This window comes from Micromonospora sp. Llam0 (genome assembly GCF_003751085.1).
Lineage (GTDB): Bacteria > Actinomycetota > Actinomycetes > Mycobacteriales > Micromonosporaceae > Micromonospora_E.
This window is the reverse complement of sequence record NZ_RJJY01000001.1, coordinates 2,893,924-2,917,923: the sequence shown is the minus strand read 5'-3', so window position 1 is coordinate 2,917,923 and position 24,000 is coordinate 2,893,924. Positions and strand designations below refer to the sequence as shown.

The 24,000-nt window shown below is 71.1% G+C and carries 22 protein-coding genes; 20 read left to right on the top strand and 2 right to left on the bottom strand.

Features of this window, described 5'->3' with window-relative positions; genetic code table 11:
• Nucleotides 1–15 precede the first annotated feature (15 nt).
• From EDC02_RS12820 to EDC02_RS12795, 6 genes are read left to right on the top strand one after another with little or no spacing between them, the layout of a single operon-like run.
• A complete protein-coding gene (locus tag EDC02_RS12820) occupies nucleotides 16–1,416 on the top strand; it encodes a zinc ribbon domain-containing protein (RefSeq protein WP_148083443.1) in 1,401 nt (466 codons plus the stop codon).
• The gene (locus EDC02_RS12815) at nucleotides 1,406–2,590 is read left to right on the top strand and encodes an acetyl-CoA acetyltransferase (RefSeq protein ID WP_123602142.1); all 1,185 of its coding nucleotides are present in this window, start codon (nucleotides 1,406–1,408) and stop codon (nucleotides 2,588–2,590) included. The genes EDC02_RS12820 and EDC02_RS12815 overlap by 11 nt, the downstream gene beginning before the upstream one ends.
• Complete coding sequence (locus EDC02_RS12810) at nucleotides 2,587–3,507, top strand: SDR family NAD(P)-dependent oxidoreductase (RefSeq protein ID WP_199757624.1); 921 nt, start codon at nucleotides 2,587–2,589, stop codon at nucleotides 3,505–3,507. Before EDC02_RS12815 ends, EDC02_RS12810 begins: the two co-directional genes overlap by 4 nt.
• Before the next feature lie 30 nt (nucleotides 3,508–3,537).
• Nucleotides 3,538–4,026 (top strand): VOC family protein, encoded by a 489-nt coding sequence (locus tag EDC02_RS12805; protein WP_158632181.1) that lies wholly within the window; start codon nucleotides 3,538–3,540, stop codon nucleotides 4,024–4,026.
• Nucleotides 4,026–5,549, top strand: coding sequence for a class I adenylate-forming enzyme family protein (locus EDC02_RS12800; protein ID WP_123602140.1), 1,524 nt, complete (start codon nucleotides 4,026–4,028; stop codon nucleotides 5,547–5,549). Before EDC02_RS12805 ends, EDC02_RS12800 begins: the two co-directional genes overlap by 1 nt.
• Nucleotides 5,546–7,129 carry a class I adenylate-forming enzyme family protein gene (locus EDC02_RS12795; RefSeq protein ID WP_123602139.1) on the top strand — a complete coding sequence of 528 codons (1,584 nt, stop codon included), beginning with the start codon at nucleotides 5,546–5,548 and terminating at the stop codon, nucleotides 7,127–7,129. The genes EDC02_RS12800 and EDC02_RS12795 overlap by 4 nt, the downstream gene beginning before the upstream one ends.
• Before the next feature lie 3 nt (nucleotides 7,130–7,132).
• On the opposite strand, the gene EDC02_RS12790 is transcribed toward EDC02_RS12795, so the two are convergent.
• Nucleotides 7,133–8,122: an MBL fold metallo-hydrolase gene (locus EDC02_RS12790; protein ID WP_123602138.1), complete on the bottom strand. Its 990-nt coding sequence runs from the start codon at nucleotides 8,120–8,122 to the stop codon at nucleotides 7,133–7,135.
• Nucleotides 8,123–8,191: 69 nt separating this feature from the next.
• On the opposite strand from EDC02_RS12790, the gene EDC02_RS12785 reads away from it, so the two are divergent.
• The 14 genes from EDC02_RS12785 to EDC02_RS12720 all read left to right on the top strand — a co-directional run bounded on the left by EDC02_RS12785 (nucleotide 8,192) and on the right by EDC02_RS12720 (nucleotide 22,330).
• Nucleotides 8,192–9,742, top strand: a complete 1,551-nt coding sequence (locus EDC02_RS12785; protein WP_123602137.1) for an AMP-binding protein — start codon at nucleotides 8,192–8,194, stop codon at nucleotides 9,740–9,742.
• 39 nt (nucleotides 9,743–9,781) lie between these two features.
• Entirely contained in the window at nucleotides 9,782–10,933 is a 1,152-nt protein-coding gene (locus EDC02_RS12780) for an acyl-CoA dehydrogenase family protein (RefSeq protein WP_158632180.1), read from the top strand.
• A gap of 13 nt (nucleotides 10,934–10,946) precedes the next feature.
• Nucleotides 10,947–12,008 carry an acyl-CoA dehydrogenase family protein gene (locus EDC02_RS12775; RefSeq protein ID WP_123602135.1) on the top strand — a complete coding sequence of 354 codons (1,062 nt, stop codon included), beginning with the start codon at nucleotides 10,947–10,949 and terminating at the stop codon, nucleotides 12,006–12,008.
• An 80-nt stretch (nucleotides 12,009–12,088) separates the two neighbouring features.
• Complete coding sequence (locus EDC02_RS12770) at nucleotides 12,089–13,216, top strand: LLM class flavin-dependent oxidoreductase (RefSeq protein WP_148083442.1); 1,128 nt, start codon at nucleotides 12,089–12,091, stop codon at nucleotides 13,214–13,216.
• Nucleotides 13,213–14,244, top strand: coding sequence for an LLM class flavin-dependent oxidoreductase (locus EDC02_RS12765; RefSeq protein WP_123602133.1), 1,032 nt, complete (start codon nucleotides 13,213–13,215; stop codon nucleotides 14,242–14,244). The genes EDC02_RS12770 and EDC02_RS12765 overlap by 4 nt, the downstream gene beginning before the upstream one ends.
• Complete coding sequence (locus tag EDC02_RS12760; RefSeq protein WP_123602132.1) at nucleotides 14,241–15,890, top strand: class I adenylate-forming enzyme family protein; 1,650 nt, start codon at nucleotides 14,241–14,243, stop codon at nucleotides 15,888–15,890. The genes EDC02_RS12765 and EDC02_RS12760 overlap by 4 nt, the downstream gene beginning before the upstream one ends.
• A complete protein-coding gene (locus EDC02_RS12755) occupies nucleotides 15,887–16,879 on the top strand; it encodes an LLM class flavin-dependent oxidoreductase (RefSeq protein WP_123602131.1) in 993 nt (330 codons plus the stop codon). The genes EDC02_RS12760 and EDC02_RS12755 overlap by 4 nt, the downstream gene beginning before the upstream one ends.
• A 15-nt stretch (nucleotides 16,880–16,894) precedes the next feature.
• Nucleotides 16,895–17,866: an enoyl-CoA hydratase/isomerase family protein gene (locus tag EDC02_RS12750; protein WP_123602130.1), complete on the top strand. Its 972-nt coding sequence runs from the start codon at nucleotides 16,895–16,897 to the stop codon at nucleotides 17,864–17,866.
• Nucleotides 17,867–17,874: 8 nt separating this feature from the next.
• Nucleotides 17,875–18,858 (top strand): LLM class flavin-dependent oxidoreductase, encoded by a 984-nt coding sequence (locus EDC02_RS12745; protein WP_158632179.1) that lies wholly within the window; start codon nucleotides 17,875–17,877, stop codon nucleotides 18,856–18,858.
• Nucleotides 18,855–19,190 carry a VOC family protein gene (locus EDC02_RS12740; RefSeq protein WP_199757623.1) on the top strand — a complete coding sequence of 112 codons (336 nt, stop codon included), beginning with the start codon at nucleotides 18,855–18,857 and terminating at the stop codon, nucleotides 19,188–19,190. The genes EDC02_RS12745 and EDC02_RS12740 overlap by 4 nt, the downstream gene beginning before the upstream one ends.
• 41 nt (nucleotides 19,191–19,231) lie before the next feature.
• Nucleotides 19,232–19,909, top strand: a complete 678-nt coding sequence (locus EDC02_RS12735; protein WP_233605890.1) for a hypothetical protein — start codon at nucleotides 19,232–19,234, stop codon at nucleotides 19,907–19,909.
• Between the two features lie 10 nt (nucleotides 19,910–19,919).
• Entirely contained in the window at nucleotides 19,920–21,131 is a 1,212-nt protein-coding gene (locus EDC02_RS12730) for an RNA-guided endonuclease TnpB family protein (RefSeq protein ID WP_123602128.1), read from the top strand.
• Entirely contained in the window at nucleotides 21,100–21,255 is a 156-nt protein-coding gene (locus EDC02_RS42800) for a cellulose binding domain-containing protein (protein WP_370461531.1), read from the top strand. The genes EDC02_RS12730 and EDC02_RS42800 overlap by 32 nt, the downstream gene beginning before the upstream one ends.
• Nucleotides 21,256–21,334: 79 nt before the next feature.
• A complete protein-coding gene (locus tag EDC02_RS12720) occupies nucleotides 21,335–22,330 on the top strand; it encodes an SAM-dependent methyltransferase (protein WP_233605889.1) in 996 nt (331 codons plus the stop codon).
• A gap of 156 nt (nucleotides 22,331–22,486) precedes the next feature.
• Here EDC02_RS12720 and EDC02_RS12715 read toward each other — a convergent pair whose 3' ends face one another.
• The gene (locus EDC02_RS12715; RefSeq protein ID WP_123602126.1) at nucleotides 22,487–23,947 is read right to left on the bottom strand and encodes a nitronate monooxygenase; all 1,461 of its coding nucleotides are present in this window, start codon (nucleotides 23,945–23,947) and stop codon (nucleotides 22,487–22,489) included.
• Between the last annotated feature and the right edge of the window lie 53 nt (nucleotides 23,948–24,000).

Genomic DNA, 24,000 nt, shown 5'->3' with positions numbered 1-24,000 from the left:
GAGAACCGCGACACCATGCCTGACCAGCCCGGCATCGACGGCTACGCGGTACACCTGCCGGCGTACGCCCTGCACGACAACCGACTCGACGGGTCCGGACCACCCAGGCCGGGCGGACCGGTGCGCGGCGTCGCCGCCTTCGACGAGGACACCGTCACCATGGCCGTCGAGGCGATGCGACACCTCACCGCCGACGACCCCGCCGGTCGGCAGCTGCTGCTCGCCACCACCAGCGCGCCGTACGAGGCGAAGACCTCGGCCGGGGTCGTGCACGCCGCGCTCGGGCTCGATCCGGCCGTCGGCGCGGTCGATCTGCGCGGACACCGCTGCGGCGCGACCGCCCTCGACCTCGTCGCGTGTACCGGCGCCGCGGCGGTGCTGGCCGACCTGCGGACCACCCGCCCGGGGGCACCGGACGAGCTCGCCCAGGGCGACGGCGCCGCAGCGTTCGTCGGCGGCGGCACCAGCGCCGCGACGCTGCTCGCCCGCGCCGGACACACCACCGAGATCCTGGAACGGTGGCGGCTGCCCGGAGACCGGCACGACCGTGTCTGGGACGAACGGTTCACCGCCGACGTCCTCGTCACCGCCGGCCTCGCCGCGGCCCGCCGCGCCTTCACCCTCGCCGGCCTGGACGCCGTCGACGAGGTCGTCGTGTCGTCGTCGAACGCCCGCGCCGCCGCGGCGCTGCGCCGTACGCTGGGCGGGTCGGGAGCCGACGCGAAGGTCGAACGGGCCACCGGCTTCACCGGCGCCGCCCACCCCGGACTGCTGCTCGCCGCCGCGCTCGACGAGGCGCAGCCCGGCCGGACGATCCTGTTGCTGTCGGCGACCGAGGGCGCCGACGCCTTCGTCTGGCGGGTCGGCGACGGGGTGCGGGCGGCGCGCGGCGGGGCGTCCGTACGGCAGCAGCTCGCCGCCCGGCAAGCCGTCGGTTACGGCCGCTACCTGCGCTGGCGCGGACTGCTGGACGTGCAGGGCCCGGCCCGGCCCGCTTCGCCGGCACCGGCGTCGCCGCCGATGTTCCGCCGGTCCGGCTGGAAGTTCCGGCTGGAGGGCAGCCGGTGCGACGCCTGCGCGAAGGTCACCACGCCGCCGGCCAAGGTCTGCGCCTCCTGCGGCACCGCCGCGACGGGGCAGACGCCAGCGACGGTCCCGCTGCGGGACAAGACCGCCCGGGTGGTCTCGGTGACCAGGGACCACCTGACCACCATGCCGGAGCCGGAGGTCGCGGTCGTCGTCGCCGATGTCGACGGCGGCGGCCGGCTCAGCACGTACGCGACCGACGTCGCGCCGGGCGACGTGGCGGTGGGCATGGCGATGACGCCGACGTTCCGGCGGCTGTGGACCACCGATTCGATCCCAAACTACTTCTGGAAACTCCGGCCACGGAAGGAGGCCACCGATGGCCAGTAGGCGGATGGCCCACGACGTCGCGATCGTCGCGATGGGCTGCACCCCGTTCCGTGACCACTGGCACCGTTCCGCCGATGATCTGCTGGTCGACGCGGTGCACGAGTGCGTCGGGTCGCTGTCCGGTGTCACCCTCGACGGCATCGACGCGTTCTGGGTGGGCACCCAGGGCTCCGGGATGTCCGGGCAGACCCTGGCCCGGCCGTTGCGCCTGGTCGGCAAGCCGGTGACCCGGGTGGAGAACTACTGCGCCACCGGCTCGGAGTCGCTGCGCAACGCGGCGTTCGCGGTCGCCTCCGGGGCGTACGACATGGTCATGGCGACCGGTGTGGAGAAGCTGAAGGATTCGGCGTACTCCGGTCTGGCCGCCGTCTACCCACCGGCCGACGGCACCGACGTCGACTGGACCGCGCCCGCCGGGTTCTCCCTGCTCGCCCCCGCCTACCAGCAGGCGTACGGCGTCGGGGCGCGGGACATGCGCGACGCGCTCACCAGGGTCGCGACGAAGAACCACGCGAACGGCGCGTTGAACGAACGCGCCCAGTTCCGTAAGGCCGTCTCCGCCGAGACCGTCGAGAACGCGCCACGTATCGCCGGTCAGCTCGGCGTGCTGGACTGCTCGGGCGTGTCCGACGGTGCCGCCGCGGCCATCCTGGTCCGCGCCGAGGACGCCTACCGCTACACCGACAAGCCGGTGTTCCTGCGCGGGATGGGGTTCGTCGCCGGCTCGGGCGCGGGCCTGGCCACCGACGGCTACGACTTCACCACCTTCCCGGAGGTGGTGCGGGCGGCGCGACAGGCCTACGACCAGGCGGGCGTCACCGACCCGGCGACACAGATCTCGCTGGCCGAGGTGCACGACTGTTTCACTCCGACGGAGGTGGTGCTGATGGAGGACCTAGGCTTCTCCGAGCGGGGCAAGGCCTGGCGGGACATCCTCGACGGCCGGTACGACCTCGGCGGCGCGTTGCCGGTCAACACCGACGGCGGTCTCAAGTCGTTCGGCCACCCGATCGGCGCCACCGGGCTGCGGATGATGTTCGAGTGCTTCACCCAGCTGCGGGGTGCGGCCGGCGCCCGCCAGGTGCCCGACGCCCGGTTGGCTCTCGCGCAGAACCTCGGCGGGCAGCCCGGTTCCTGCGTGGCGTTCGTCGCGGTGCTGGGGAGCCAGCGGTGAGCGCCGAGGTGCGCCTCGACGGGCAGGTCGTCGTCGTCACCGGCGCCGGCAACGGGATCGGCCGGGCGCACGCCCTGCTGCTGGCCGAACGCGGTGCCCGCGTCGTCGTCAACGACCTCGGCGGGGCGGTGGACGGCTCGGGTTCCTCCGGTGCGGCGCAGCGGGTGGTCGAGGAGATCCGCGCCGCCGGCGGTGTCGCGGTCGCGTCGACCGACTCGGTCGCCACCGCCGCCGGCGGCGCCGACCTCGTCGCCCGGGCCGTTGGAGAGTACGGCCGGATCGACGCGGTGATCCACAACGCCGGCATCCTGCGGGACGGCACGCTGGCCAAGATGCGCGAGGAGGACGTCACCGCGGTCCTCGACGTGCACCTCGCCGGTGCGTTCCATGTGCTGCGGCCCGCGTGGCGGCAGATGGCCGAGCGGGGGTACGGGCGGATCGTGCTGACCAGCTCCTCGTCCGGGCTGTTCGGCAACTTCGGCCAGGCCAACTACGGGGCCGCCAAGGCCGGCCTGATCGGGCTGATGAACGTGCTCGCGCTGGAAGGAGCCCGCCGGGGCATCCTGGTGAACGCGATCGCACCGACCGCCGCGACCCGGATGACCGAGAATCTTCTCGGTGAGCTGACCGACCGGTTCGACCCCCGGCACGTCGCCGCGGTGGCGACCTACCTCGCCTCCGGGCAGTGCCAGCTCAACCGGCACATCCTCACCGTCGGCGGCGGCCGGGTCGGGCGGATCTTCCTCGGCGTCACCCCCGGCTGGTACGGCGGGGCCGAGCCGGTCTCGCCCGACGACATCAGCGCGTCGATCGACGAGATCTGCCGGCTCGACGACTTCATCGTCCCGGACAGCGGCGCCGACGAGGTCACGCTGATCCAGCGGGCCCTGTCCGGACCAGCCGGTCCAACCGCCTGAGCCGCGTCAAGGAAGGGAGCCACCATGCCGGTGAGCGAGGTACACCACGTGGCCGTGACCGTCTCCGACGTCGACCGCGCCGCGGACTTCTACGAGAAGGCGCTGGGCTACCGCCGGACGCTGCGGGCCGACGTCGCCGGCCCCGGCATCGAGGTGTCGCTGGGCCTGCCCGCCGGCACCACCGGCCGGGTCCAGTACCTGCAGGGGCCGAGCCAGATCGGTCAGCTGGAACTGATCGAGTGGAACGGCACCGCGACCCGGACGGCGACCGGTGGACACCTGGAGCTGGGCACCTTCCTGCTCAGCTTCGCGGTGCCGCTGGCGGAGATGGACGAACTGCACGTACGACTGGTCGAGCTGGGCGCGCAGTGTCTGAGCCCGCCGAACCAGGTCCTGCTCGACAACTACGGGCCGATCACCGCCTTCGCGGCCCGCGACCTCGACGGCAACCTGCTGGAGTTCGTGGCGCTGCCGTCCCGGGAGGAGATCCTGGCCCGGCGGCGGGAGGGCGGCAACTGATGGCGACCAGCAACTTCACCGAAACGCTGCGCCGGCAGGCGCTGCGCCGCGCCGACCGGGAGGCACTGGTCGACGGGGATTCCCGCTGGACGTACGCCGAACTGGACGCCGACGTCGACCGGCACGCGGCGGCACTGCGCGACGCCGGCATCGCCGACGGTGACCTGGTCGGGGTGCTCGGCCGCAACACCGCCACCTACGTCATCGAGCTGCTGGCGCTGAGCCGTCTCGGTGCGGTCTCGGTTCCGCTCAACTGGCGGCTGCACCCCCACGAGCAGGCGTACGTCATCGACCAGGCCGGCGTCACCGGGCTGATCTACGACGACGATTTCGCCGACACCGCCGCCACCTTGGTGGCTACGACCGGGCTGCGGACCGTCGTGGCCAACGGTGCCCGGGCCGTCGCCGACGCCCGTCGGCTGGCCGATCTGCTCGCCGCGCAGCCGCCCGGCGTGCGGGTGCCGGACGCCGAGAAGACCACCACCGACGTGCACCGGCTGCTCTACACCTCCGGCACCACCGCACGGCCCAAGGGCGTGATCCACACCTGCGGCAACCTGACGGCGAACCACCTGGCGCAGGTGCTCGAACTGGAGCTCACCGCAGCCGACCGGATCCTCGTCTCGGCGCCGCTGTTCCACGTCAGCGGTCTGGAGGCACCTGGTCTGGCGACGTTCGTGGCGGGCGCGACGATGGTGCTGACCCCGACGTTCAAGGCCACCGACATCGCCCGGACCGTGGCCCGGGAGCGGATCACCGGCATGGTCCTGGCCGCGCAGATCCTCTTCGGCCTGCTCGACCGCGACGACCAGTCGGACCTCGGGTCGCTGCGTTACCTGCTCTTCGCCGGGGTCGCGCCCAGCGTGCGGCGCGAGGTGAAACGCCGGCTGCCGCACGTACGGCTGGTGGACACCTTCGGCATGACCGAGCTGTGCAACGGCGTCTGCTACCTGGACGCCGCCCACGAACAGAGCAAGGTCGGCGCGCTCGGCGCGCCGTTTCCGGGGGTGCACATCCGGATCGTCGATGAGCACTTCCAGCCGGTGCCGCCCGGTGTCGAGGGGGAGATCATCATCCGGGGCGAGAAGATCTCACCCGGCTACTGGAACGACGACGAGGCGAACCGGCGGACCCGCCGGGACGGTTGGTTCCTGACCGGTGACGTCGGGCGGATCGACGCCGACGGCTACCTGTGGTTCGTCGACCGCCGCGCCGACCTGATCAAGTCCGGTGGGGAGAACATCGCCAGCGCTGAGGTCGAACGGGTCATCGCCGGGCATCCCGATGTCAGCGAGGTCGCCGTCGTCGGGGTGCCGGACCCGACCTGGGACGAGGTCCCGAAGGCGTACGTGATCCTGCGCGCCGACGCGACCACCACGGCGGAGGGGATCCGCGAGCACTGCCGGGCCGAACTGGCCCGGTACAAGGTGCCGAAGTACGTGCAGATCGTGACGTCGTTGCCGCGCAACGACTCCGGCAAGGTGCTCAAGAAGCAGCTGCGGGAGACGGCGGTGACCGGATGAGTACGGCGAACGTCGCCGCGATGCTGGCCGGCAACGCCCGGCGGTTCGCCGACGCCGACGCGCTGGTCTTCGAGGACCGGCGGTGGACCCACCGCCAGCTCGCCGCCGACGTCGAGGCCCTGGCCGCGGGTCTGGCGGCCGAGGGGATCCGCCGCGACGCCCGAGTGGCGATCATCTCGAACAACGTGCCCGAGTTTCTGCTGCTGTCGCTGGCGTTGTCGAAGCTCGGCGCGGTCTTCGTGCCACTGAACTACCGGCTCACCGCAGGGGAGCTGGCCCAGCTGCTGCGGCACGCGCGGGTCGAGGCGGTCGCCACGGTCCCGGAGTTCGCCGCGCTGACCGACGCCGCCTTGACGGAGGCCGCCCTGACCGGGGCGGGCGCCGGCCCGGCGGCTGCCGTACGCCGGTTCGCGCTGGAACCGATCGCCGACGGCTGGGTCGACGTGCGGGCGGTGATCGAGGCCCACCGGGGTGCCCGGGTCACCGACGCCGATCTCGACGACGCGGCCCTGCACCGGATCGTCTACACCTCCGGCACGACCGGGCTGCCCAAGGGAGTGCTGCTCACCCACGGCAACGTGAACATGAACATGCACGCCCAGATCGTCGAGCTCGGGCTGCGGTCGAGCGACCGGATCCTCAACTTCGCACCGCTGTACCACGTTGGCGGCACCGACCTGCCGGGCTTCGGTATCTGGCATGTCGGCGGCACGATGGTGCTGCACCGGCGGTTCGAGCCGGCGGCGGTGCTGCGGGCGATCGAGACCGAGCGGATCACCGGCATGGTGATGGCGGCGACGATGCTCGACATGGTCCGCCGTGCGGCCGACGTCGCCGCCGCCGACCTGTCCTCGGTGCGGTGGGTCATCTACTCGCAGGTCACGTCGGCGTTGTTCGCCGTGGCGCGGGAGCTCTTCCCGGACGCCCGGCTGATCGAGGGTTACGGTCTGACCGAGACGTGCAGCGCCCTGACGTATCTGGACGAGGCGCACATGCGGTCCAAGCAGGGGTCGGTCGGTCTGCCCGTGTCGTGGGTCCAGGTGCGGGTGGTCGACGCGGACGGCAACGACGTGCTGGTCGGTGACGACGGCGAGGTGATCGCGCGCGGCCCGAAGGTGAGCCCCGGCTATCTCGACGATCCGCAGGCGACCGGAGCGGCGTGGCGCGACGGATGGTTCCACACCGGCGACATCGGTCGCTTCGACGCCGACGGCTACCTGTACATCCGGGACCGGCTCAAGGACATGATCCGCAGCGGTGGGGAGAACATGTCCAGCGCCGAGATCGAGAACGTGCTGGCCGACCACCCGCTGGTGCTGGCCGCGTCGGTGGTGGCGGCGCCGCATCCGGTGTGGCTGGAGGTCCCGGTGGCGTTCGTGATCGGCCGGCCCGGCCTGGAAGCCGAGTCGCTGATCGCGCACGCCCGGCAGCGCCTCGGCGGCTTCAAGGTGCCGAAGGAGATCTACGTGGTGGACGAGTTTCCGACGAATCCCTCCGGCAAGGTGCTGAAGCGCAGTCTGCGGGAGCTGCGGTCGTCGGCGCGCCCGGACTGGACGTACGACCGGCCGCGACGCGACTGACGACTACCGGTGGACGCCCGCGGTGTGCCGCAGCAGCGCCTGGGCATGGACGAGGGAGAACCGTTGGGTGCCCCGGCCGAGTTCGTCCCAGGGCCTGCGCCATCGCATCCGCCGGGCGACGTCCCAGGCGGTGGCCTTTCCGTCGGTCCCGGCCAGAGCGTCGACGGCGGCGACCTCGGCACGGTGGAAGGCGGTCAGCTCGTCGGCGCGGGCCGCGACGTCGCGGTACGGGAACTGGTGGGCCGGGCAGGCGATCGTCGCGCCGAGGTCACGGATGCGTTCCAGCGTCCGGAACAGGTCGGCCGCCGGGTCGTCGTCGGCGCGGCTGACGATCGCGAGCTGGGTGGGGCCCTCGGGCATCATCGTGTCGCCGGTGAAGACCAGGCCGCGGGTGTCGACGTAGACGGTGTGCCCGTAGGTGTGCCCCGGGGCCGGTACGGCGCGGATGGTCGCGTCGCCGAACCGGAACTCGGTCTCGTCGGCCACGGCCAGGTCGATCCGCAGGTCCTCGTGGTGCGCGGTGACCGCGACCGCGTCGGCGTACATCGCCTCGACCACGTCGGGCGGGGCGCCGGTCGCCGTGAGGGCGGTGCGCAGCTGGGTGAGGAAGCCGCCCCTGCTGCGGCGCATGGTGGCGAAGTCGTCGGCCCGCCCCATGACCACCGAGGCACCGGACAGCGCCCGTACCCGGGCGGCGAAGCCGATGTGGTCCGGGTGGTTGTGGGTGAGCAGGACGGTGGAGATCGTCTCGATCCGGTGGCCGATCGCGGCGACCGACCCGGTGAACGACTGCCAGCAGCTCGGGTGGTCGTAGCCGGCGTCGATGAGGACGGCGCCGTCGCCGGTGTCGACCAGGAAGACGGTGACGTAGCGCAGTGCGCTGCCGCGCAGCGGGACCGGGATCGCCCAGACTCCGTCGGTGACCTCGGCCGGAGCGGGTATCTGTCGGGCGTGATAGCTGGCGGCGTGCGTGTCGTTCACGGGTCTGGACATCGTCAGACGCCTCCCTTACTGTGGAAACAACAACATACCGGATGGTCGGAATCTAACTCAAGGAGTCCGATGAGCGACGAGCGGACCGGCTTCCGGCTCTGGGCAGCCGCCGAGCCGGACCTGTGCGCGATCGTGACTGCCGACGATCGGCAGATCTCCTACGGCGAGCTGTACGCCGAGGTGAACCGGATCTCGCACGGCCTGCGTACCCGTGCGGGCCTGCGGGCCGGTGACACGGTCGCGGCGGTGATGACCAACAGCGCCGGCATGGCCGCGCTCTACCTGGCGGCGATGCAGTCGGGGCTCTACCTGGTGACGCTCAACTACCACCTGACCGAGCCGGAGATCGCCTACATCCTCGCCGACAGCGGCGCCAAGGTGGTCGTCTGCTCCGCGCGGGTGGAGCCGGTCGTCGCCGCCGCGGCCGCCGTCGGCGTGCCCGGGACCCAGGTGTACGTCGACGGATCCCCCACCACCGATCGCGTCCGTCCGTTGTCGCAGCTCACCGACGGCATGTCGACTCTCAGCCCGGAGCAGACGCCGGCCGGGTCGCTGATGATGTACACCTCGGGCACCACCGGCCGCCCGAAGGGGGTGAAACGGCCCCTGGCCGGAGTCGACGCCGACACCGGCGCGTCCACCTACCGGTGGCTGTTCCAGGAGTTCGGGATGGAACGCCCCGCGTTCGGGTCCTGGCTCGTCTCGGCCCCGCTGTACCACTCCGCGAACATCACCCCCGCGATGGGCGCTCTGCACGCCGGCGGCACGATGGTGCTGATGGACGGCTGGACGCCGGAGGGTTTCCTACGTCGGGTCCACGACCGGCGGGTCACCGGCACCAGCATGGTGCCGACCCACTTCTACCGGCTGCTGCAACTGCCCCAACAGGTTCGCGACAGCTACGACATCTCCTCGCTGCGCTACGTCCTGCACGGTGCCGCGCCGTGCCCGCGCGAGGTCAAGCAGCGCATCCTCGACTGGTTCGGCCCGGTGGTCTACGAGTACTACGGCTCGACCGAGGTCGGCACCACCATCGCCCGCCCGCACGAGTGGCTCGCCCACCCGGGCACGGTCGGTCGCCCGGCCTCCATCTCGACGCTGCGGATCCTCGACGAGGCCGGCAACGAGGTGCCGGTCGGCCAGACCGGCATCGTGTACATGCGTCAGGGTTCCGACCGGGTCGAGTACCACAACGACCCGGGCAAGACCGACGGCGCCCGCCGCGACGGCCTGATGACCGTCTGGGACGTCGGCCACGTCGACGCCGACGGCTTCCTGTACATCACCGGCCGGGCCGCCGAGCTGATCCTGGTCGGCGGGGTCAACGTCTACCCGGCCGAGATCGAGGCCGCGTTGCTCGGCCACGACTGGATCGCCGACGCCGGGGTCGTCGGCGTACCCGATCCGGAGTTCGGCGAGGTGCCGCAGGCGCACGTCGTGCTGACCGAGCGCGCGCCCGACGCCGAAACGGCGCTCGCGCAGATCCGTACCTATCTCGCCGGACGGCTGGCGAAGCCGAAACGTCCGCATTCGTACGTCGTCCGCGAGGCGTTGCCCCGCGACCCCAACGGCAAGCTCTACAAGGCACGGCTCACCCGTGCCCCGGAGGTGTCGGCGTGACCGCGACGTGTGAGGTGCCCGACGACAGGGGAGCCCGGCGTGGACTTCGATGACAGCGACAGCGACCTCGCGTTCCGGCGCGCGGCCGGCAGTTGGCTCGACCAGGCGTTGCGCGACGTGCCCGATCAGGAGGAGCTGTCCCAGACCGAGCGTGAGCACTGGTCACGGGTGTGGCAGGAGCGGCTCTGCGCCGGCAACTGGGCCGGGTTGTCCTGGCCGGTCGAGCACGGCGGCCGGGGAATGGACTCGTTGGCACAGGCGATCTTCAACGAGGAGGCCGCGGTCCGGGGCGCGCCGTACCCGCTCAACGGCGTCGGCATGATGCTGGCCGGTCCGACGATCATCGCGCACGGCGGCGACGAGCAGCAGGCCCGGTACCTGCCGGGCATCCTGCGCGGCGAGGTGTACTGGTGCCAGGGCTTCAGCGAGCCCGGCTCCGGCTCCGACCTGGCGAGTCTGCGGACGGCCGCGACCCGGGTCGACGGCGGCTGGCTGATCAACGGCACCAAGATCTGGACCTCCAACGCGCACAACGCCTCCCGGTGTCTGCTGCTGGCGCGAACCGACCCCGAGGAACCCCGGCACCGGGGCATCACCTACTTCCTGGCCCCGATGGACCGGTTCACCGTCCGTCCGCTGGTGATGATCAACGGGGACACCGAGTTCAACGAGATGTTCATCGACGACGTGTTCGTCCCCGACTCCGACGTGCTCGGCGGGGTCGGTAACGGCTGGAAGGTCGCGCTCACCACGCTCGCCTTCGAACGCGGCAGCATGGCGCTGAACCTGTGGGTGTGGGCCCGCCAGGCGGTGGACCGGGTCGTCGATCTGGCGATAGCGCGGGGACTGGCCGACGACAGCGCCGTCGTCGACACGGTCGGCGCGTTGCAGTGCGACGCCGAGGCGGTCCGGATCGGATCGATGCGGATGCTGGCGGAGAGCCGTGCCGGTGGCGTCCCCGGCCCGGAGACATCGGCGTTGAAGAGCCTGTGGGCCGGCGTGGTGCAGCACGCGAACCGGCTCGCGGTGCAGCTCGACGACGCCGGCGGGGTGCTGCTCGACGGTGCCGGCGCCGCCGCCCGGATGCACCGCTACCTGCGTGCCCGCGCCCACACGATCGAGGGCGGCACGGAGGAAGTCCAGAAGTCGATTCTCGCGGAGCGGGTGCTGCACCTGCCCCGCTCACGTTGAGCGGAGTGACCGCGTGCACGCGACATTCACCCAGGAGCAGCAGGAGATCGGCGCAACCGTCGCGGCCCTGGCCAAGGCGCAGGCCGGCGCGGCGCGCGCCGCGCTGTCGGGCGGTTGGCGGCCCTGTGCCGCCGACGGGCCGCTGCTGCGCGACTTCGGGCTGCTCGGCGTGCCGGAGTCGGCCGGCGGGGTCGGGTCGGCTCTGATCGACCTGCTCGTCGCCGTCGAGGTGCTCGGTGAGCAGCTGGTTCCGAGCCGGTTCGCGGCCCACGCGGGCGCCGTACAGCTGCTCTGCGGCGACGACCGGCGGTCGTCGCCGCTGCCCGACGAGATCCTCGACGGCCGCCGGGTGCTCACCCCGGCGGTCGACGTGCCGTCCACGGCCGGTTGGCCGGACCGGTCGGTGCCGGATCCGCTGGTGCGGACCCTGGTGCCGTACGCCGTTCAGGCGGACGGGTTCGTCGTCGCCGGTCCCGACGGGGTCTGGGTCGCCGACGCTGCCGCGCTCGCCGAGCAGGCTGGGGTCACCGAACGGCGGTCGTTCGACCCGTCGGTGCCGCTGTCGGACGTGGCGCTGTCCACCCCGCACCGGGTCGACCCGGTCGGCACCGGGTTGTGGCGGGCGACGCTGGTGGTCGCCGCCGAGCTGTGCGGCGTCGCGCAGGGCGCGATCGAGCTGGCCGCCGAGCAGGCCCGTACCCGGGTGCAGTTCGGCCGGGTGATCGGGTCGTTCCAGGGGGTCGCGTTCCAGCTGGCCGAGGCCGCCACCGCGCGCAAGGCGGCGTGGGACCTGACGCTCTACGCCGCCTGGGCCGTCGACAACCGCCGCCCGGACGCCGGGATCCAGGTGCACGCCGCGAAGGCCGCGGCGGGGAAGGCGGCGGTCTTCGCCGCCGAACGGGGGATCCAGGTGCACGGCGGGATGGGCATCACCATGGAAGCGGATCCGCATCTGTTCCTGCGTCGGGCGTTGGTGCTCGACGCCCGGGCCGGCCGTGGCCGGTGGCACCGTCACCGGGCCGGCGCGCTGCGGATCGAAGCGCGTCGGACGGGCCCGGGACAACCTACGGACTAGTGCGCTGACCTGCGCAGACCTTGCAGTGCCAGAAACGCAGCGGTAACATACCGGCTGGTCGGAATAAACGAGGAGTGGTCGTGAAGTTCGGAATCATGAACCTGTTCCCGGTGGCCGACGGGGCATCGGACCATCAGGTGCTGCGAGAGACTCTCGACGAGATCCAGCTGGCCGACGAACTCGGCTTCGACTCGATCTGGCTGGCCGAGCACCACTTCTCGAAGTACGGCATCCTCGGCAGCCCGGTCAACTTCGGCATGGCCGTCGCCGAGCGGACCAAGCGGATCACGATCGGCACCGCCGTGCTGGTGCTTCCCCTGCACCACCCGCTGCGGCTGGCCGAGGACATCGCGGCGCTCGACGTGCTCAGCGGCGGTCGGGTGACCATCGGGGTCGGTCGGGGCTACCAGCCGGCCGAGTTCGCCGGCTTCGGGATCGCCCTGGCCGAGTCGAAGCAGCGCTACCAGGAGACCCTGGACGTGCTGCGGTTGGCGCTGACCCAGGAGAAGTTCTCCTACCACGGCGAGATCTACCACTTCGACGACGTCACGACCTACCCCCGGCCGTTCACCCCCGGCGGTCCGCCGATCCTGCAGGGCACGGTCTCCCCGGACAGCTTCCGGGAGCGCGGCGCGGTCGGCGAACCGATCATCACCTCACCGAACTTCACGCCGTTGGGCATCATGCAGAAGAACTTCAGCCTCTACCGGCAGAGCATGCAGGCCAACGGTTTCGACATCGCCACCTACGAACTGCCCTTCATGCAACAGGTGTGGTGCGGCGACGGCGAGGACGGCCTGCGCGAAGCCGCCTCGGCCGCGATGAACTACTACAAGTCAGTCGGGAAGGTGATCCCGGGTTCGGAGGAGGCGATCGAACAGGAGCGGTCCTACTACGCGGCGGTCGCCAAGAACATCGAACTGCTGACCCTGGAGCAGACCCTGACCCACGGTGGCAACTTCGGCTCCGCGCAGCGCGTCATCGAGACCATCGAGATGCTGCGCGAGCAGCTCGGCATCAACCACTACATCGGCTGGCTGCGGATCCCGTCGCTCGACCGGCGGAGCGCGCTGAAGTCCATGGAGGAGTTCGCCACCAAGGTGATCCCGCACTTCCGCGCGGCGGATCAGGCGGGCCGCCGGACCGACGGCCACCACCGGACCGACGAGGTGCTGACGACCTCAGCCACCCAGGCGGTCATCGGATGAGGATCAGTTGTTTCCTCAGCGCCCAGTTCGATCCGTCGACCAGCGCCTCCGACGGCATCGATCAGGTGCTGGACCAGGCCGCCGCCGCCGAGGCGGCCGGCTTCCACGCCGTCTACCTCGGCCACCACTTCCTCGCCAGGTCGGCGTTCGTCCAGCCGGTGCCGCTGGCCGGCTACCTCGCCCGGGCGACCACCCGGGTACGCATCGGCTTCGGGGTGCTGCTGGCGCCGCTGCTGAACCCGGTCGCGCTCGCCGAGGATCTCGCCTCCCTCGACGTGCTCTGCCGGGGACGGTTGACGGTGGGCCTCGGCGCCGGCTACCGCAAACGGGAGACCGCCGCGTTCGGCGTGGAGTGGACCGACCGGCTGCGTCGACTACGTGAGTACGTCCCGATCCTGCGGTCGCTGTGGAACGGCGAGACGATCGACATCGCCGGCAGCTGGGGCGAGGTCCCCGGCGCGTCGCTGGCGCTGCGCCCGGTGCAGCCCGGCGGCCCGCCGCTGTGGATCGGCGCGTTCGCCGAGCCGGCGGTCCGCCGCGCCGCCCGACTGGACGCTCCCTGGCTCATCGGTCCCAAGGGCACCGACGCGGAGCTCGCCCGCCTGCTCGGCGTCTACCGGGGCGAACTCGCCGACCGCGGCTTCACCCTCGACCGTGAGTATCCGATGAGTCGGGAGGCGTTCATCGGCGACAGCTACCCCGCCGCGGTCACGGCCGTCCGACCGCACCTGCAGCGTCAGTACGCCGGTTACCGGTCCTGGGACGACGCCCAGTCCCTGGACATCGACCGGTACCTCGCGCAGGACTGCCTGGTCGGCTCGGCGGACGAGATCGTCGACAAGCTGCGGCGCTGGGAGACCGAACTCGGCATCACCGAGGTCTCGCTGCGGCACCAGTTCGTCGGCGCCAGCCAGGCCGAGGCGATGGAGCAGCTCGCCCGCTTCGGCGCGGAGGTCGTCCCCCGGCTCGCCGGGTCACGACCCGCGTCGCCGCCCGCGTCGCCAGCCGCGCCGGAGGTTGCCCGATGAACGCCGACCCGGTGACCACGCCGCCGGACGCCGACAATCTGGCCCGTGTCCTGCAACGTCGTAGCGTCGACCGCGCCGACGCCGTCGGCCTGTACGGCGAGGACGGCCGGTCGTGGACGTTCGACGAGATCGACCTGCTCGCCGGCGGGGTGGCCGTCGCGCTGCGGGCCGAGGGCGTGGGCCCCGGCGACCGGGTCGCCTGCTACCTGACCAACGGCCCGGACATCGTCTTCTTTCTCTTCGGCTGCTGGAAGATCGGCGCGGTCCCGGTCACCGTCAGCAGTCTGTACAACGCGGCTGAACTCGCCGAGTCGCTGGCCAAGACCAGCCCTCGGCTGCTGCTCGTCGACGGGCGCAGCCCGGACGTGGTCGCCGAACTCGCCAGCACCGGCACCGGGGTCCCGATCCGCCTCGTCGCGCAGCCGCCCTCCGCGACCGGTGGCGTCGGGGAGCGGCCCTGCGCGCCCAACGGCGTCGGGGAAGCGGACGTCGAGCCGCTGCCGTGGCGTCGGCAGGTCCGGGTGCCGGCGGTCGACGTCGACCCGCAGGCCGAGGCCTGCGTGCTGTTCACCGGCGGGACGACCGGCCGGCCGAAGGCGGTCAGCGTCACCCACGGCGGGACCCGTGACTCGCTGATGCGGCTGGCCCGCGTCGCCACCGGCACCGACGCCGAAGGCACCGCCACGGCGGCGGCCAGGCCGAACCTGATCGCCCTGCCGCTGTTCCACAGCGGCGGTCAGCACTCGCTGCTGTTCGCGTTCTTCGTCGGGCGTGCGGCGGTGGTCTGGGAGAGGTTCGGCGTCGACCGGCTCGCCGAGCTGATGGACCGGTTCCGGTTCGACAACTTCTTCTTCCTGCCCACGATGGTCTACGACATCGTGCACGCCGAACGGGACCTGCCGTTCGACGGGGTCAAGTCCGTCCTGGTGGCCGGTCAGGCCATCTCGTGGTCGCTGCGCCGCGCCTTCGAGGAGCGGTACCAGGTGCCGATCCTGGTCAACTACGGATCGACCGAGGCCGGGCACATCGCCGGCTGGACCGGCCGGGACATGAAGGCCGGCCGCTGGAAGCCCGGCTCCGCCGGACGGGTCTACCCGGGGGTGGAGTTGGAGATCCGGGACGACACCGGTGCCGCACTGCCGGGCGGCCGACCGGGCGAGGTGGTGGTCCGCTCCGCGTTGACCAAGGGCTACGTCGACGACGACGCCGCCTCCCGCGAGCTGGTCCGGGACGGCTGGGTGCACACCGGTGACATCGGCTACGTCGACGACGACGGGGTACTGTTCCTGGTCGGCCGGAAACGGGACATGATCAAATGCGGTGGTTTCCAGGTCTGGCCCGAGGAGATCGAGGACGAGCTGCGCCGGCATCCGCTGGTCGACGACGTGCGGGTGCTCGGCCGGCCGGACGACCGGCTCGGCGAGATACCGGTGGCCCTCGTGGTGCGCAGGCCCGACGACGCGGTGACCGACAGCGAACTCTCCCAGCGCCTCGTCGCATACGCCCGGGACCGGCTCGCCCACTTCAAGACGCCCCGGCGGATCGAGTTCGTGACCGCGCTGGAACGCAGCGCCACCGGCAAGATCAGCCGAGCCACACCGGCCACGACGCAGGCGGGTGCCACGCAGGCAGGTGCGTCCGGATGAAGTTCGGCATCATGGCCTCGCACCAGTATCCGCACGGCGACGACCTCGGCGCGCACCTGGCCGAACTGTTCGGCACCGTCGAACTCGCCGCTGAACTGGGCTACGACTCGGTGTGGACGATCAACCACTTCCAGTCGAACCTGGCCACCCCGCAGCCGATCTCCATGCTGGCCAGCCTCATCCCGCGCTCCGGCGACATGCTGCTCGGCACCGGCATTCTGCTGCTGCCGATGTTCCATCCCGTACACGTCGCGGAGGAGTTCGCGACCCTGGACCACCTCTCCGGCGGACGGGTGGTCCTCGGCGTCGGCGCCGGCTACCGGGAAAACGAGCTCGCCGCGTTCGGAATCGACCCGCAGACCCGGTTCCGGCGCTTCGACGAGAGCATCCGGCTGATCCGCGCGCTGTGGACCGGACGAGCGGTCACCCAGGACGGCGAGTTCTACCCGCAGACCGACGCGACCATCGGCGTCGCGCCGCTGACCCCGGGCGGCCCGCCGATCTGGATCGGCGCCGGCGGCCGGAAAGCGGTCCGCCGGGCCGCCCGACTCGGCGACGCCTGGTACGCGCCGGGCAACTCACCGAGCCGGCGCTTCCTGCCCGAGCATCGGGCCGTCTACGAGGAGGCGTTGGCCGAGTACGGCCGGGACCCGACGACGGTGCAGCGCCCGGTCGGGGTCGAGCTGTACTGCGCGCGGAGCACCGAGCAGGCCGTCACCGAGGCGCTGCCGCACGCCCGGCGGGAGTACGCCACCTACGCCGAGTACCCGGCGCTGCGCTGGCAGCGGGACCGATTCGACGAACTGGTCCGCAACACACTGCTGCTGGGCTCGCCGGAACTGCTCATCGAACGGATCTCCGCCCTGCGGGAGCTGGGCTTCGACCACGTCATCTTCCGCCCCGGCTGGCTCGGTATGCCGACCGGGAAACTGCGCGCCTCGCTGCGGCTGTTCGCCGCCGAGGTGATGCCCGCCTTCCGTACCAGCTGACCTAAGGAACCCGCCGTGAAGAAGACCGAAGCCGAACTTCTGGAACACCAGTGGGACGTCGAGAACATGGAGGTCGACCCCGAGGTCCTGGCGAAGTACGTCCGGTACGACGTCGACGAGCAGCGGTCGGTCGCCACCATCACCTTCGACCGTCCCGAGCGGCTCAACGCCATTCCGGTGGCCGCCTTCGAACGCGTCGGCGATCTGGTCCGCGAGGCCGAGACCGACGACCGGGTCAAGGTCATCGTGTTCAAGGGCGAAGGCGAACACTTCGGCACCGGCGCCGACGCCGCCGAACTCGGGCACTACATCGGCTACCGGACCGGCACCGACAAGGTGTCACGGCGGCGGCCGGCGCAACGGCAACGCATCCTGCCCGACCGCAACGTGCTCAGCTCCGGATTCACCCGCCCGATCATCGAGTCGCTCAAGGCGACCATCTGCCAGGTGCAGGGGTACTGCTACGGCGGCCACTTCCAGATCGCGCTGTCGGCCGACATCGTCATCGCCAGCCCCGACGCCCGGTTCACCCATCCGGCGTTCCGCTACCTCGGTCCCGCCCCGCAGGACATGTACCACTGGATCGAGAAGGTCGGCCTGACCACGATGAAGGACGTCATGCTGACCATGCGGGCCATCGGCGCCGAAGAGGGCGAACGCAAGGGCCTGGTCACCAAGGTCGTCGAACGTGACGAACTGCAGCGCTGGGTCGACGACTACGCCGACGCGATCGCGGTCATGCCGCTGGACTCGCTGATGATGGGCAAGTCGATGATGCAGCTGGTCATGGAGGCCCGGGGCAAGGGCCTCGGCGCGATGACCGGCTGGGTCGGGCACGGCTGGGCAACCAACGTCAGCTTCGACGACGGGGACTGGAACTTCCTCAAGGAGCGCCGGGAGAAGGGCATCGGCCAGGCGCTGGCCGACCGGGACCGGCTGGTCGCACCGTACTTCCGGCTCAGCGACACCCGGTCGCGCGAGAAGTAGGCGCTACCGTGAAGTTCGGCATCCTTCTCGACCACCAGTACGATCTCGGCGACGACCTGCAGCGGCGGATCGGTGAGACGGTCGAGTACGTCCAGCACATTCGCGACCTCGGCTACGACTCCGTGTTCGGCATCCACCACTATCTGTCGTCGCTGGCCACACCCCAGCCGATGCCGCTGCTGAGCCGGCTCGTGGAGCATTCCGGCAGCATGCAGATCGGTACCGGCATCCTCATCCTGCCCCTCGGACATCCGGTGCACTGGGCCGAGGAGATTGCCACCATCGACCAGATGTCCGGCGGCCGGTTCGTCCTGGGCATCGGCTCCGGCTACCGCGACGCCGAGTTCGCCTCGTTCGGCATCGACCGGCGTACCCGGGTGTCGCGGATGACCGAGGCGCTGGCGGTGATGCAGCGGTTGTGGACCGGTGAGCCCGTCCACCACGAGGGGCGGCACTTCACCCTGGACGGGGTGCGGTGCAGCGTACTGCCGCGGCAGCGCCCGCACCCGCCGGTCTGGGTCGGCGCCAACGGCCCGACCGGCATCGCCCGGATCGCCCGGCAGGGCCTGCCGTGGCTCGCCCCGTCCAACGTGCGGCGCAACTGGGCGATCGGAAACCTGACCGAATACCGGGAACAGCGTCGCGCGGCTGGTTTCGACGAACAGGACGCGGTCTTCCCGATCCACCGGGACCTGTGCGTCGCGGACTCCGCCGACGCCGCACACGCGATCGCCGGCGACGCGGTCCGGCGGTCCTACGGCGAGTACGTCCAGTACGGCATGGACTACTTCGAGTCCCAGTGGGAGGCGATCAAGGAGAAGGCGCTCTTCTTCGGCTCTCCCGACGACATCGCCGCGAAGATCTCCGACTTCGCCACCGCCGGCTTCAACCACTTCGTCTTCCGCGCCCAGTGGCTCGGGTTGCCGATCGAGCGCTCCGTCGAGATCGTCGAACGGTTCGCCCACGAGGTGATGCCGAGGTTCCGGCGATGAGGATCGGCCACGTTATCGTTCCGGCCGGGGACCTGGCCGCCCAAGTCGACTTCTACACCCGGCTCGGACTGACGGTGCGGTTCCGCGACGGTGACCGCTACGTCGCGCTCACCGACGGGACGGTGACCATCGGCCTGGCCGACGGATCACAGCAGCCCGTCGTCGGCCGCACCCTGCTCAGCGTCGAAGTCGACGACCTCGACAGCTGCGTCGCCGAGTTGGCCGCCGCCGGCGCGTCGGTCGGGGAGCCCGTGCCGGGCCCGCACGAGCGGCGGTCGGTGGTCGTCGACCCAGGCGGCGTCCCCGTCGTCGTCTACGAACGACGGGCCTGACCGGCGAGGCGGTGCCGGCCCGGCGGGTGCAGTCTGGTGAGGTGAACGCCGAGGAACCCGCCGACGACCTTCGAATCCCCCGCGCGCAGGTCGGCTCCAGCCCGCAGCATCTGCTGGCGACCCTGCTCGGTGAGTATCTCGACTCATCGGACGCGGGTCTGCCGTCGGCGGCGGTCATCGCGATCCTGGCTGAGTTCGGGGTCAGCGAGTCCAGCGCCCGTGCGGCGTTGTCCCGGCTGGTCAAGCGGGGACTCATCGCGACCCGGGGGACCGGGCGGCCACCGGTCTACCACCTCACGCCCGCCGCGATCGCCCGGCACCGTTCGCGGATGCGGCACTTCCTGAACTTCGGCGCCCGCCCGCCCCAGTGGTCCGGCCAGTGGCTGATGGTGTCCTTCTCGATCCCGAGCCCGGGCCAGGCGTCCCGTCACGCGGTACGCAGAGCGTTGAGCGCGCTGCGCTTCGTGGGCCTGTACGACAGCGTCTGGATCCGGCCCGGATCCGACGCCGAGCCGGTGAAGCGGGCACTGGACGAGTCGCTGCACCACGTGCCCGGTGCCCGGTGGTCGGTCATCGGATTCCTTCCGTGGATACTCCGGCGTTGCGGCCGGGGAGGAAACGGAACTCCTGCGGAGCAGGGCAGGGAAAGCCGATCCGCCGCCAGGGCGGATCGGCGTCCACCCCACACGCCACCCCACGGCTCACGACCGAATCGCTAGACTGTGGACTGTGTCCAGGACCGTGAAGCGGGCGTTCAGGTACCGCTTCTACCCCACCCCCGGGCAGGCGGCCGAGCTCGCCCGGACGTTCGGCTGTGTCCGGCTGGTCTACAACATGGCCCTGGCCGCCCGCAGCGAGGCGTGGACCCTGCGTCGGGAACGGGTCACCTACAACGCGACGTCGGCGATGCTGACCGGGTGGAAGAAGACCGACGACCTCGCGTTCCTCAACGACGTCTCCTGCGTCCCTCTGCAGCAGGCGCTGCGGCACCTGCAGACCGCGTTCACCAACTTCTGGGCGAAACGGGCCCGGTATCCGACGTTCAAGTCGAGGAAGCGGTCGCGTCGGTCGGCGGAGTACACCGCCAGTGCGTTTCGCTGGCGCGACGGTCGGCTGACCCTGGCGAAGATGTCCGATCCGTTGGACATCGTCTGGTCCCGACCGTTGCCGGAGGGTGCGGCGCCGTCGACGGTGACGGTGTCGCAGGACCCGGCGGGCCGCTGGTTCGTGTCCCTGCTCTGCGACGACCGGATCGAACCGGCCCCGGCGTCGGGTGCCGTGGTGGGGGTCGACGCCGGGCTCGACAGCCTGTTCACCCTGTCCACCGGGGAGAAGATCCCCAACCCGAGGCACGAACGCCGCGACCGCGATCGGCTGGCCCGGGCCCAGCGGAACCTCGCGCGTAAGGCCCGAGGTTCGGCGAACCGGGCCAAGGCCCGGTTGGCGGTGGCCCGGGTTCATGCCCGGATCGCCGACCGCCGCCGCGATCACCTGCACAAGTTGACCACTCGGCTCGTTCGTGAAAACCAAACGATCGTGATCGAGGACCTGACCGTCCGCAACATGATGGCCAATCACAGTCTGGCCCGCGCCGTCTCGGATGCGGGCTGGCGGCGGTTCCGCAGCATGCTGACCTACAAGACCGACTGGTACGGCCGGGACCTGGTGGTCGTGGACCGCTGGTTCCCGTCGACCCGACTGTGCTCCGCGTGTGGCGTACTGGCCGAGCGGATGCCGTTGGCCGTGCGGTCGTGGACCTGCCGGTGCGGGCAGGCCCATGACCGGGACGTGAACGCGGCACGGAACATTCTCGCGGAGGGGCTCTCCGTGATTGCCTGTGGAGGCGGTGTAAGACCTCACCGGGAGTCCTCCTCTCGGACGGGGCGGTCGTCGGTGAAACAGGAACCCCCTGGGGCGACCCAGGGAATCCCCGTCCCTTAGGGCGGGGAGGATTGTCAAGAACCAGAGCTACAACGGCCGGCTGGCCGCCGGTCAGAGCACCAGTTTCGGATTCCAGGGCACTGGAAACGGCAGCGGCGCCGCCGTCACCTGCGCCGGGATCTGATCCCACCGATCCGGACGGGCCAACCGGTTCGGCGGGCCGGCCCTCAGCTGCCGGCCCGCCTGAGCCTGCGCCGATTGGCTTGTTTCACGCCGTCGGGCAAGGCCGGGGCGGTCGCGCACCGGGCACGGGCGGCGGTGGTGGCGATCTTCGCGTCGACATGTCTACACAGGAGGTGAGGGCCGACCCGTGTAGGGTCGCCTGCGCGAGGACGACATCGTTTACGGAGGCCTTGGTGGAACATCGCGGCGAAGATGCCCGAGAGGTCGATCTGCGCACCGATCGGGCGCACGGCGCACGGATCTACGACTACATCCTCGGCGGCAAGGACAACTTCGCCGCTGACCGCGAGGCCGGCGAGAACTCGCTGCGGATATGGCCCGCGTTGCGCGCCCACATGCAGGCCAACCGGCAGTTCATGCACCGGGTGGCGCGCTTCCTCGCGGCCGAGCACGGGATCCGGCAGTTTCTCGACATCGGCACCGGACTGCCGACCTCACCGAATCTCCATGAGGTCGTGCAGTCGGTCGACCCGACCGCACGGGTCGTGTACACCGACAACGATCCGCTGGTGCTCACGCACGCGCGGGCTCTGATGGTGGGGACGGCACAGGGGCGCACGGCCTACGTCGCGGCCGACATGCGCGACCCTCAGGCGATCATCTCCGCGCCGGAACTCCTGCGGACTCTCGACCTGAACCAGCCGGTGGGGTTGCTGCTGATCGCGGTCGTGCACTTCATTGAGGACGACGCGGTAGCGCAACAGGTCGTACGGCAGGTCCTGGACGTGCTCCCAGCGGGCAGCTACCTGGCGATGTCCATCGCGACCGATGAGTTCGACCCGATTCCGTTGGCCGAGGTCCAACAGGAGTACAACCGGCTGGGAGAGACCCTCGTCTTCCGCCATCGTGCCGCGGCGCTGGCGTTCTTCGACGGCTTGGAGCTGGTCGAGCCGGGCCTGGTCCAGGTTCACAAGTGGCGCCCGGACGGCTCACAGGACCCAGGAGTAGCGGACAAGGACATCGCCATGTACGGGGCGGTCGCCCGCAAAGTCGTCAACCGGTCACGGCGGCCGTGAGCACCAGAGCGGAGCCGCAGATCTCCAGGATGCCGACGTACTCTGCGCCACTGACGCGAAACCGACGGCCTGCAGGGCGCGTAGTAGCAGCACAGGTAGGTGGGACGTACTGCCGCGCTCTTGACCGGGTCGCACCCGCTCCGGCCATGGTGCTGCTCATCGATCGGGAGCAGGTCGGGTCGCCGTCGAGGGCCCCGGATGTCCACCCGAGGCATCGGATGAACCCGCGACCGACGTGCCGAGCACGTAGTTCACGACATCGGCGGCGCTGTAGTCGTCGCCGGTACCGATCAGTGCCGGCAGGAACGCCAGATCCTGCCCGAGAGTGAGTAGCGGGGGTTCGTGATAGCCGTCGGGTCGTCGCTGTCCCAGGCCCACCGAGGCGACGAGACCGTTGCACAGACAGCGGCTCCCGACGGTGTCCTGCACGACGCCGCCCTTGCGGAGGTACTCGTCGACGGGTTCAGCGGGACAGCGGAAGCCGACCTTGCCGTCCGGCCGCTGGTACGGGCTCCGGAGGTAGCCGAGGTCGCACCGGCGCGGCCGGTCGGCGTAGACCCTCTCATCCGCGGCCGTACCTGGCAGATGCGCCACCTTGAACGGGAAGCCGGTGGGTGACACCCCGGCACGGTTGCGCACCACCAGGGCGCCGCGCATGGCATCGTGTAGCAGCCGCCGACGTAGCCTGTCGTCCAGGCCGGACTCGCGGCACAGGGCGAACGCGGACCCGACCTGCACGCCCACGGCGCCGGAGGCGTGCGCCGCGGACAGGCCGGCGGGGCCGCACTGCCCGCCGGCGGTCCAGAACGGCAGCCCCAGGGCGGCAATCTTCGGCAAATCGACACGGTCGCGCGGTCCGTACACCGGCTCCCCGTCGGCAGTCAACCGCAGCGCTCCGCGAGGCCGGGCGCTGTGCCCGCCGGCAACCGGCGACTCGACCACGAAGCCGTCCGGTCGGGTGGCGTCGTCGCGGGCCAGGTAGAGCGCGAGCGTGGCGGACGACACGATCGCGAGCAGCCGCGGGCGCCGCACCGCCGCAGGTGCGACACCCAGCAGATCCTGCGGGTCGAACGAGGCGTGGAACTGTTGGCCGGGCGCTGCCTCCTGGACCGACACCGGCAGCCGGACGCAGCGGTGCTCGGCCAGGGCGTGGAGCAGACGTGGAATCTCGGTCGGCAGTCCGGCACCCATCAGCACGTAGTCGACCCCGGCGAGCATCGCGCCGTACACCGCTGCGGGTGTAGCCATCTGGGTCTTCTCCAGGTAGTTCACCCCGACCGGTCCATGGTGGCCGTCCTTGGCGAGCAGCACCTCGACGAAGTTACCCAGCACCGCGAGCTCCAGCCCGTCGCGGCGGGGCCGTAGCCCAAGCCGAGGCACCGGCCGGTACGACGTCCCGTCCGGTCGCCCGCCCGGCACGAAGTAGCGTTCCACGACGCGCTGTACCAGTGCGGGGGCGGGAAATCGGGCCAGCGTCCGCCGGATTCGCCCGTCCCGGTCGCCGTCCTGCAGCCGGCGAGCGAGCAACGCATCCAACGCGACCCCGGAGACCACCCCCAGCTGACCGGTGTGGGCCACCGCCCGGGCCAGCCGCCATCCGGAGACGCCGACGCCCATTCCGCCCTGAATGATCAAGGGATTGCCCGCCGAATCGTGCGTTGCGGCGGGCG

Coding starts and splice junctions, on each gene's coding strand:
- EDC02_RS12820 (WP_148083443.1), top strand. CDS start 16: ATGCCTGACCAGCCCGGCATCGACGGCTACGCGGTACACCTGCCGGCG.
- EDC02_RS12815 (WP_123602142.1), top strand. CDS start 1,406: ATGGCCAGTAGGCGGATGGCCCACGACGTCGCGATCGTCGCGATGGGC.
- EDC02_RS12800 (WP_123602140.1), top strand. CDS start 4,026: ATGGCGACCAGCAACTTCACCGAAACGCTGCGCCGGCAGGCGCTGCGC.
- EDC02_RS12795 (WP_123602139.1), top strand. CDS start 5,546: ATGAGTACGGCGAACGTCGCCGCGATGCTGGCCGGCAACGCCCGGCGG.
- EDC02_RS12790 (WP_123602138.1), bottom strand. CDS start 8,122: ATGTCCAGACCCGTGAACGACACGCACGCCGCCAGCTATCACGCCCGA.
- EDC02_RS12785 (WP_123602137.1), top strand. CDS start 8,192: ATGAGCGACGAGCGGACCGGCTTCCGGCTCTGGGCAGCCGCCGAGCCG.
- EDC02_RS12765 (WP_123602133.1), top strand. CDS start 13,213: ATGAGGATCAGTTGTTTCCTCAGCGCCCAGTTCGATCCGTCGACCAGC.
- EDC02_RS12760 (WP_123602132.1), top strand. CDS start 14,241: ATGAACGCCGACCCGGTGACCACGCCGCCGGACGCCGACAATCTGGCC.
- EDC02_RS12755 (WP_123602131.1), top strand. CDS start 15,887: ATGAAGTTCGGCATCATGGCCTCGCACCAGTATCCGCACGGCGACGAC.
- EDC02_RS12740 (WP_199757623.1), top strand. CDS start 18,855: ATGAGGATCGGCCACGTTATCGTTCCGGCCGGGGACCTGGCCGCCCAA.
- EDC02_RS12715 (WP_123602126.1), bottom strand. CDS start 23,947: ATGGGCGTCGGCGTCTCCGGATGGCGGCTGGCCCGGGCGGTGGCCCAC.